The following is an 8,567-nucleotide window of genomic DNA, read 5'->3' on the forward strand; positions in this document are numbered from 1 at the left end:
GGACCCAGCAGGCGGGCTCAGCTGGCGGGAAGGCTCAGCTGGCGGCGGCGACCGGCTGGTCCTCGGCGGAGTCCCGCAGCCGCTGGCTGATCACCTGGCTGATCCCGTCCCCGCGCATGGCGACCCCGTAGAGGGCGTCGGCGACCTCCATGGTGCGCTTCTGGTGGGTGATCACGATCAGCTGGCTGGAGGCCCGCAGCTCGCCGATCAGGCCCACCAGCCGGCCGAGGTTGACGTCGTCCAGGGCGGCCTCGACCTCGTCCATCACGTAGAACGGGCTCGGCCGGGCCCGGAAGATCGCCACCAGCAGCGCGACCGCGGTCAGCGACCGCTCGCCGCCGGACAGCAGCGACAGCCGCTTGACCTTCTTGCCGGGCGGCCGGGCCTCCACCTCGATGCCGGTGGTCAGCATGTCCTCCGGGTCGGTCAGCACCAGCCGGCCCTCACCGCCCGGGAACAGGGTGGCGAACACGACCTCGAACTCCCGGGCCACGTCGGCGTAGGCGGCGCTGAACACCTCCAGGATCCGGTCGTCCACCTCCCGTACCACGGTGAGCAGGTCGCGCCGGGTGTTCTTCAGGTCCTCCAGCTGGGTGGACAGGAACTGGTGGCGCTCCTCCAGCGCGGCGAACTCCTCCAGCGCCAGCGGGTTGACCTTGCCCAGCAGGGCCAGTTCCCGCTCGGCGCGGGCGGCCCGCTTCTCGACCGTCCGGCGGTCGTACCGGCCGGCCTGCGGGCTGACCACGTCCTCGCCGCGCTCCTTGGCCAGGTTCCACTCCGCCAGCTCCTGGGCCGACGGCGGCACCGGCTGGTCGGTGCCGTAGTCGGCCAGCAGGGCGGCCGGCTCCAGCCCGAACTCCTCGGCTGCCCGAGCCTCCAGCTGCTCGATCCGCAGCCGCTGCTCGGCGCGCGCCACCTCGTCCCGATGCACCGCGTCGGTGAGCCGGGCGAGCTCGGCGCCCAGCTCGCGCACCGTGGTCCGGGCGGCCCGGAGGGCGGCCTCCCGCTCGGCGCGGGCGGCGGTGACGGCGTCCCGGTGCCGGGCGGCGCGGGCCAGCGCGGTCTCCAGCTCGGCCAGCGCGCGGCTGGCGGCCGCCTCGACCGCGGTGGCGATCCGGGCGCCCCGGACCCGGGCTAGCCGGGCGGCCTCCTCCCGGGCTCGGGCCTGCCGCTCGGCCTGCGCGGAGCGCAGCAGCTGCTCGGCCCGGCCGCCCAGGGCGCGGACCCGCTCCTCCTGGGTCCGCACGCTCAGCCGGGCCTCCATCTCGGCCTGCCGGGCCGCGGCCACCCGCTCGGCCTGGGCGTCCCGGTCGGCGACCGGCGGCTCCTCATCGGTCGGCTCGGCCTCGGCCACCCGCAGCCGCTCCTCCAGCTCCACCAGGCCGGCCAGGTCGGCGTCCCGGGCCTGCTCGGCGGCCTGCCGGGCCAGGTCCAGCCGGTCGGCCTCGCCGGTGGCCGAGCGCTCGGCCTGGGCCAGCTGGGCCAGCCGTTCGGCGACCGCGTTCAGCCGGGCGTCGGACTCGTTCAGCGCGGCCAGGGTGACCTCCGCCTCGGCCTGCAGGCCGGCGGTGACGGTGCGCTGCTCGGCGAGCTCGGCCTCCAGCCGGGAGAAGGTGGCGGTGGCCTCGCCGGCCCGCTGGTCGGCCTCGTCCACCGCGGCCTGGACCTCCAGCGCGCTCGGCGAGGATGCCGACCCACCGGCGGCCCAGCTGCGGCCCAGCACGTCGCCGGCCCGGGTGACGGCGCGCACTTCGGCATGCTCGGCGACCAAGCGCTCCGCGGCGTCCAGGTCGGCCACCACGGCTACCCGGTCCAGCGCCGCCTCGACCGCGGACCGGAGCGGGTCGGGGCAGCTGATCACCTCGACCGCCCAGCGGGCGTCGGCCGGCAGGGCCGGCCAGCCGGCCCGTTCCAGCCGCCCGGGCCCGCCGCCCACCAGCAACCCAGCCCGGCCGGCCTCGGTGCGCTTGAGCAGCTCCAGCGCGGTACGGGCCTCGGCCGGCGAGCTGACCGCCACCGCGTCGGCCAGCGCGCCGAGTGCCGCGGTCAGGGCCGCCTCGTAGCCGGGCTGCACGCTCAGCAGCGCCGCCACCGAGCCGAGCAGCCCGGGCAGCTGCCCGCCGGCGCCCAGCAGCGCCCCAGCGCCGTCCTTGCGGGTCAGTCCCATCGCCAGCGCCTCCCGGCGCGCGGTCCAGGTGGAACGCTCGCGGTCGGCGGTGCGGTGTGCCTCGGTGAGCTCCCGCAGCCGCTCGGCGGCCTCGGCATGCCGGGCCAGCGCCGCCTCGTGCCGGCTGTCCAGGTCCAGCTCGCCCTCGTCCAGCGCGCCGACCTCGCGGTGGGCGGTCTCCAGCTCCGTCCGGGCGGCCGCGGCGCGCTCCCGGGCCTGCTGGGCGGCGGCGGCGATCCGGGCGATCTCGTCCCCGCCGGCCGAGGCCCGGCTGCGCAGCGCATTGACCTGGCCGGCGAGCTTGGCCAGGCCCTCGCGCCGGTCGGCCACCGCCCGGGCCGCGGCCAGCACTGCCCGCTCGGCGTCGGCCAGCTCGCGCTCCAGCTGCTGCCGCTCGGCCACCGCGTCTTGCAGCGCCTGCCGGCCCGCGGCGAGCTCGGCGGTCAGCGCCTGCTCGGTGGCCCGTACCTCGGCCGCCTCCCGCTCCAGCTCGTCCGGGTCGCGGGACAGCCGCTGCTGCTCGGCGAACTCCGACAGGTGCCGCAGCCGCTGGGCGGCGAGCTTCTGGGTGCCGGTGAAGCGCTCGGACAGCGCCGACAGCCGGAAGAAGGTGTCGTTGGCGGCCGCCGCGGCGGGCGCGTCGCCGGCCAGCGCCGCCTCCAGCTCCGCCTCGGCAGCCATCGCCTCGGTCAGCGCCTGCTCCACCTCGGCGCGCCGCTGCCGGACCGCGGTCTCGTCGGCGATCTCGGCCTGCAGGGTCTCGCGCATGCTGGAGAGGTCGTCGGCCAGCAGCCGCAGCCGGGCGTCGCGCAGCTCGGCCTGCACCCCGGCGGCCCGCCGGGCGATCTCGGCCTGCTTGCCCAGCGGCTTGAGCTGGCGGCGCAGCTCCCCGGTCAGGTCGGTCAGCCGGGTCAGGTTGGCCTGCATGGCGTCGAGCTTGCGGAGCGCCTTCTCCTTGCGCTTGCGGTGCTTGAGGACGCCGGCGGCCTCTTCGATGAAGCCGCGGCGGTCCTCCGGGCGCGCCGACAAGATCGAGTCCAGCTGGCCCTGGCCGACGATGACGTGCATCTCGCGGCCGATGCCGGAGTCCGACAGCAGGTCTTGGATGTCGAGCAGCCGGGCGCTCTCGCCGTTGATCTCGTACTCGCTGGCGCCGTCGCGGAACATCCGGCGGGTGATCGAGACCTCGACGTAGTCGATCGGCAGCGCGCCGTCGGCGTTGTCGATGGTGAGGGTCACCTCGGCCCGGCCCAGCGGCGGCCGGCCGGACGTGCCGGCGAAGATGACGTCCTCCATCTTGCCGCCGCGCAATGCCTTGGCACCCTGCTCGCCGAGCACCCAGGCGATGGCGTCGACGACGTTGGACTTGCCCGAGCCGTTCGGCCCGACCACGGCGGTGATGCCGGGCTCGAACCGCAGGGTGGTTGCCGAGGCGAAGGACTTGAAGCCCTTCAGGGTCAGCGACTTCAGATGCACTCAGGCTCCGGACGTGGTTCGGCGGCGCGGCAGGCGGAGCGCAGGATCTGCAAGGTCTGCCGGATCTGCGCGAGGGTGCCCGCAGCAGAGGTTAGCGCGCCGGCCGGCCGGACCGGCTCAAGCCACCGCCGGTCGTCGGCTGGAACAGCTCGAAGCCGTTGCCTGGGGCGTTGGTCGAACGGTGCGGGCCACCGCCTGACGCGGCGGCCGGGACGGCTCAGGCCAGCGCCGAGGCCCCGCTGGCGATGCGGTGCAGCTCGTGCAGCAGCTGCTCGGATTCCTGCGCTGCCTTCAGCTCGGCCAGCTCCGCCTCCAGGACTCGCACCCGGTTCTTGAGCCGCGCCACCTCTTCGGCGAGATAGCGGTCTGAGGAGTTTGGAAGGTAGCCCAGCAGCGCCCTGGCCATGTGCCGACCTTTCACGGACTGCCGGCCGCTCGGGCGTCGGAGGGCGAGGGCGCGGTGGCGCCGCAGGCGTCCGGCGAGCTGGCCGGTCGGGATGGGAGATTGTCGGTCCATGGTCGCACCGTCACGGCTGAGAAACAAATCACGCCCGCCCCGAGCCGGCGGCGGGTTCGGGTGGCGGACCGGCCCGGTCTCAGCGCTCCACGAAGCCGGTGAAACCGCCCTCGGCGGCCTCGATGCCCGCCTGCACGTCCCGGACCACACCGGGGGTGTCCCCGCCGCGCAGCAGTCGGAGCAGCTGCTCGCAGCCGGCCCGGGAGCCCTCGGCGCGGACCCGCACCCGGCCGTCCGGCAAGTTGGCGGCCTCGCCGACCAGGCCCAGCTCCAGCGCCCGGCACCGGGTCCACCAGCGGAATCCCACGCCCTGCACCTGGCCCGAGACAGTGGCGACCAGCCGTACCCGGTCCTCGCTCACGCGGCCGTCCGGCGTGGCGGCCGCTGGCAGCCGGGACAGAAGTAGGACGACCGGTTCATCCACTTGGCGCGCCGGATCGGCCGGCCGCACCGCCCGCACGGCTCGCCCTCCCGGCCGTAGGCGTTCAGCGACCGTTCGAAGTAGCCGCTCTCGCCGTTGACGTTGACGTAGAGCGAGTCGAACGACGTCCCGCCGGCCTGCAGCGCCTCGGCGAACACCGCGCGCAGCTCGGTCAGCAGGGTGGCCAGCGACTGCCGCGAGATCCCGGCGGTCGGCCGGTCGCCGTGCAGCCTGGCCCGCCACAGGCCCTCGTCGGCGTAGATGTTGCCGACCCCGGAGATCGAGGACTGGTCGAGCAGTGCCCGCTTGATGGTGGTGTTGCGCCGCCGGACCGAGCTGATCCAGGCCGCGTCGTCGAAGTGGTCGTCCAGCGGGTCGCGGGCGATGTGGGCGATCCCGGACGGCACCCAGGTCGGCCCGTCCGGCACCAGCTCGTCCAGGTGCAGCCCGCCGAAGGTGCGCTGGTCCAGGAAGCGCAGCTCGGTGTCGCCGTCGGCGAAGGCGATCCGGGCGCGCAGGTGCGGTCCCGGCTCGCTGCCCGGGGCGAGCATCACCAGCTGCCCGCTCATGCCGAGATGGCCGATCAGGCAGGCCGGGCCGTCGTCCAGCGGCATCCACAGGTACTTGCCGCGCCGCTGCGCCGAGGAGATCCGGCGTCCGACCAGCCGGTCGGTGAGGTCCTGCGGACCGGCCAGGTGCCGGCGGATGGCGCGCGGGTGCAGCGAGTCGACCTCGGCGATGGTGCGGCCCACCACCCAGCGCTGCAGGCCGGCCCGGACGGTCTCGACCTCGGGAAGCTCGGGCACGTCAGCCGTGCGCCGGGACGTCGGGACGCGGCTCGGCCGGCGGCGTTCCGATCGCCGGGTTCGCCGAGGCGGGGAGGTCGGGTGTCCCGGCCGGTTCGGGTGCCGCGACCGGCTCGGCTGTCCCGGCCGGTTCGGCTGGTCCGGTCAGCTCGGCTGCCGCAACTGGCTCGACTGCCGCAACTGGCTCGGCTGACTCGGCCGGTTCGGCCGTTGCATCGCCGGACAGGGCCCGCCAGGCCGTCTCGGCCGCCGCCTGCTCGGCCTCCTTCTTGTTGCGGCCCAGCCGGACGCCGTAGGTGACGCCGTCGACCACCGCGGCGGCCGTGAACGACTTGGCGTGGTCGGGGCCGTCGGAGGTGATCACGTACTCGGGCACCCCCAGGCCCCGCACCGCCGTCAGCTCCTGCAACGAGGTCTTCCAGTCCAGCGCGGCACCGTAGCCGGGAGCCGCGGCCAGCACCGCGTCGAACAGCTGGTGCACCACCCGGGCGGCGGTCTCCAGGCCGTGCTCGAGGTAGATCGCGCCCAGGATCGCCTCCAGCGTGTCGGCCAGGATGGAGGGCTTGTCCCGGCCGCCGGTGGCATCCTCGCCCCGGCCGAGCAGGATGTACCTGCCGATGCCGTCCGGCCCGATCTGGCGGGCCACCTCGGCCAGCGCGCGCATGTTGACCACCGAGGCACGCAGCTTGGCCAGCCGGCCCTCGGCGAGGTCGGGGTGCGCGCGGTAGAGCGACTCGGTCACCACCAGGCCCAGCACCGAGTCGCCGAGGAACTCCAGCCGCTCGTTGTGCGGCAGGTCGCCGTTCTCGTAGGCGAAGGACCGGTGGGTCAGCGCGCGCCGGAAGAGCTCGGGGTCGACGTGCACGCCCAGGTGCGCGGCGAGCTCCGCCGGGTCGGCGGTGTGGACCGGCTTGGTCGCCACCGTCAGCGGCTCCCGCACCGGCGGGCAGAGCGGGTCACGGCGGCCTTCCTCAGACCGCGAGGACCTGCCGACCGTCGTACTGGCCGCAGTTGGAGCACGCGGTGTGCGGCAGCTTGGGCTGGCCACAGGCGCGGTTGGGGCAGCTGACCAGAGTGGGGGCGCTGGTCTTCCACTGCGAGCGTCGTGCCCGGGTGTTGGCACGCGACATCTTCCGCTTCGGAACGGCCACGGCTATCTACTCCTGACTCTGGAGGAAACTATTCGGAACGTACTGAACTGTCGGCTTCATCGGCCGCGGAGAACCGCTCTGCCAGAGCGGCCCACCGCGGGTCTAGCGGGGCCTCGTGCGTGTGGTCGTCGGGCAGGTCGTCGAGCAGTTCCCCGCACTCGGGGCACAGGCCACGACAATCCGCCCGGCACAGCGGCGTCAGTGGCAGGCTGAGCACCACCGCGTCGCGCACCACCGGTTCCAGGTCGAGGTGTTCCGCCTCGATCCGCGAAACCTCGTCCGGGTCAGTGGTCTCCTCGGTCGCGCTGTCCGGGTAGGCGAACAGCTCGACGAAGTCGACCGCCAGGCCGTCGGTGAACGCGGTCAGGCATCGACCGCACTCGCCGCTGACCGTTCCGGTGACCGAGCCGGTCACCAGCACGCCTTCGGTGACCGCTTCGAGCCGGACGTCCACCACCAACGGCGTCCCTTCCGGAACGCCGATCATCTCCAGGCCGAGCTGCGCCGGCGCCGGGATCTCGAGCCGGTGGTGGCGCTGCGAACCTGCCCTGCGTCCGAGTTTCCTGGTGTCCAGGACGAACGGGCTGCGCGGGTTCACTGGTGACCTCTACCGGTTGAATTCTCAGCGGTGCTTCGTACAACGAAAAACAGCATTGGTGCATAGTCGAGCCTGGCCGTAATGATGGCCGTCGTTCAGAATACCCGAGCCGCCGACGGCGCGGAAATCGCCGCCGGCCGGGCCACAGGGAGCGCAGCCGGCGGAGGTCGGGCGGCTCGCTGGGTGTACTGGGCTAGGCCGGCGGCTGGGGCTGGCCGAGCGCGGCGCGGCCGTTCTCGGCGGTGGCCGCCAGCCGGTGCAGGTTGTCCACCAGGTCCGACAGCGTGCTGTAGGCGTAGCTGTGCGCCTGCCCGGTCAGCGTGTCGGCCTGCTCGCGGGCCTCGGCCAGCATCGCCTGGGCCCGCTGCTCGGCCTCGGCACCCAGCCGGGCCGCCTCGGCGACCGCCGCCTGGTGGACGCTCTCGGCCGACACCAGCTGCTGCTGCTCGCGCCGGCCGGCCTCCACCAGCTCGCTCGCCTGGGCGGCGGCGGCCGACACGGCGGCCTCGGCCTGCTGCTCGGCGCTCTCCACGATCGTGCGGGCCTGCTCCCGGGCGGCGGTCACGGTGGCCTGGGCCTCCTCCTGGGCCTGCCGCAGCTGCTCGTGGGCGATGCTGTCGGCCTCGGACAGCGTCCGGTCGCGCTGGGCCACCACCCGGCGGGCCTCGGCCAGCTCCGGCGGCAGCACGTCGCGCAGCGCGTCCAGCAGGTCCAGGGTGCGCTCGCGCGGTATCACGCAGGAGGACGACATCGGCAGCGTGCGGGCGGTCTCCACCAGCTCGATGAGCTCGGTCAGCACCTCGTCGGCGCGCGCCAGGGTGTGGTCGGTCATGACCGCGGCCGGTCCGGGTGGATCTCGTCCAGCCGGCTGAGCAGCCGTTTGTGCACCGAGACCGGCAGCAAGCTGGAGACGTCGCCCCCGTAGGTGGCGATCTCCTTGACCAGGCTGGAGGCGAGGAAGCTGTACTCGGGATTGGTCGGCATGAACAGGGTGTCCACCCCGGCCAGCCCGCGGTTCATCTGGGCCATCTGCAGCTCGTAGTCGAAGTCGCTGACCGCCCGCAGGCCCTTGATGATGACCGGGATCTCATGGGCGCGGCAGTAGTCGACCAGCAGGCCGTAGAACGAGTCGACCCGGACGTTGCCGTAGCCGGCCGTCACCTCGGTCAGCATCGCCATCCGCTCCTCGACGGTGAACAGGCTGGATTTGTTGCGGTTGACCAGCACCGCCACCACGACCTCGTCGTAGAGCTCGGCCACCCGGCCGATGATGTCGAGGTGGCCGTTGGTCACCGGGTCGAAGGAGCCGGGACAGGCGACTCGGCGGACTTTCGGCTCAGCGCTCATCTCATGCCTTCGAATCTCATGCCTTGGACTCTCATGCCTTGGGTGGGACTCGCCAGCCGGCTGGCCTGGCAGGACGGCGGGTAC

The 8,567-nt window shown here is 73.9% G+C and carries 9 protein-coding genes; all 9 read right to left on the reverse strand.

Going from position 1 to position 8,567, the window contains the following annotated elements; all coding sequences use genetic code 11:
* Window positions 1-34: 34 nt before the first annotated feature.
* Window positions 35-3,643: a chromosome segregation protein SMC gene (gene smc / locus VLJ82_RS13235; RefSeq protein ID WP_408663827.1), complete on the reverse strand. Its 3,609-nt coding sequence runs from the start codon at window positions 3,641-3,643 to the stop codon at window positions 35-37.
* A 217-nt stretch (window positions 3,644-3,860) separates the two neighbouring features.
* The gene (locus VLJ82_RS13240) at window positions 3,861-4,049 is read right to left on the reverse strand and encodes a hypothetical protein (RefSeq protein WP_408663828.1); all 189 of its coding nucleotides are present in this window, start codon (window positions 4,047-4,049) and stop codon (window positions 3,861-3,863) included.
* Window positions 4,050-4,239: 190 nt separating this feature from the next.
* On the reverse strand, window positions 4,240-4,521 hold the full coding sequence (locus VLJ82_RS13245; RefSeq protein WP_408663829.1) for an acylphosphatase: 282 nt from the start codon (window positions 4,519-4,521) through the stop codon (window positions 4,240-4,242).
* On the reverse strand, window positions 4,518-5,387 hold the full coding sequence (mutM, locus tag VLJ82_RS13250) for a bifunctional DNA-formamidopyrimidine glycosylase/DNA-(apurinic or apyrimidinic site) lyase (RefSeq protein WP_408663830.1): 870 nt from the start codon (window positions 5,385-5,387) through the stop codon (window positions 4,518-4,520). Before mutM ends, VLJ82_RS13245 begins: the two co-directional genes overlap by 4 nt.
* A 1-nt stretch (window position 5,388) precedes the next feature.
* The gene (gene rnc / locus VLJ82_RS13255) at window positions 5,389-6,309 is read right to left on the reverse strand and encodes a ribonuclease III (protein WP_408663831.1); all 921 of its coding nucleotides are present in this window, start codon (window positions 6,307-6,309) and stop codon (window positions 5,389-5,391) included.
* Between the two features lie 49 nt (window positions 6,310-6,358).
* Window positions 6,359-6,538 carry a 50S ribosomal protein L32 gene (rpmF, locus tag VLJ82_RS13260; protein WP_408663832.1) on the reverse strand — a complete coding sequence of 60 codons (180 nt, stop codon included), beginning with the start codon at window positions 6,536-6,538 and terminating at the stop codon, window positions 6,359-6,361.
* A gap of 28 nt (window positions 6,539-6,566) precedes the next feature.
* Window positions 6,567-7,136, reverse strand: coding sequence for a YceD family protein (locus VLJ82_RS13265; protein WP_408663833.1), 570 nt, complete (start codon window positions 7,134-7,136; stop codon window positions 6,567-6,569).
* Between the two features lie 193 nt (window positions 7,137-7,329).
* The gene (locus VLJ82_RS13270; protein WP_408663834.1) at window positions 7,330-7,968 is read right to left on the reverse strand and encodes a hypothetical protein; all 639 of its coding nucleotides are present in this window, start codon (window positions 7,966-7,968) and stop codon (window positions 7,330-7,332) included.
* Entirely contained in the window at window positions 7,965-8,483 is a 519-nt protein-coding gene (coaD, locus tag VLJ82_RS13275) for a pantetheine-phosphate adenylyltransferase (protein ID WP_408663835.1), read from the reverse strand. The genes VLJ82_RS13270 and coaD overlap by 4 nt, the downstream gene beginning before the upstream one ends.
* Between the last annotated feature and the right edge of the window lie 84 nt (window positions 8,484-8,567).

This window comes from Jatrophihabitans sp. (assembly GCF_035474675.1).
In the GTDB taxonomy this organism is placed as follows: Bacteria; Actinomycetota; Actinomycetes; order Mycobacteriales; family Jatrophihabitantaceae; genus Jatrophihabitans_A.

Excerpts from the sequence above, each read along its gene's own strand:
- VLJ82_RS13240 (WP_408663828.1), bottom strand. The coding sequence starts at position 4,049 with ATGGCCAGGGCGCTGCTGGGCTACCTTCCAAACTCCTCAGACCGCTAT.
- VLJ82_RS13270 (WP_408663834.1), bottom strand. The coding sequence starts at position 7,968 with ATGACCGACCACACCCTGGCGCGCGCCGACGAGGTGCTGACCGAGCTC.
- coaD (WP_408663835.1), bottom strand. The coding sequence starts at position 8,483 with ATGAGCGCTGAGCCGAAAGTCCGCCGAGTCGCCTGTCCCGGCTCCTTC.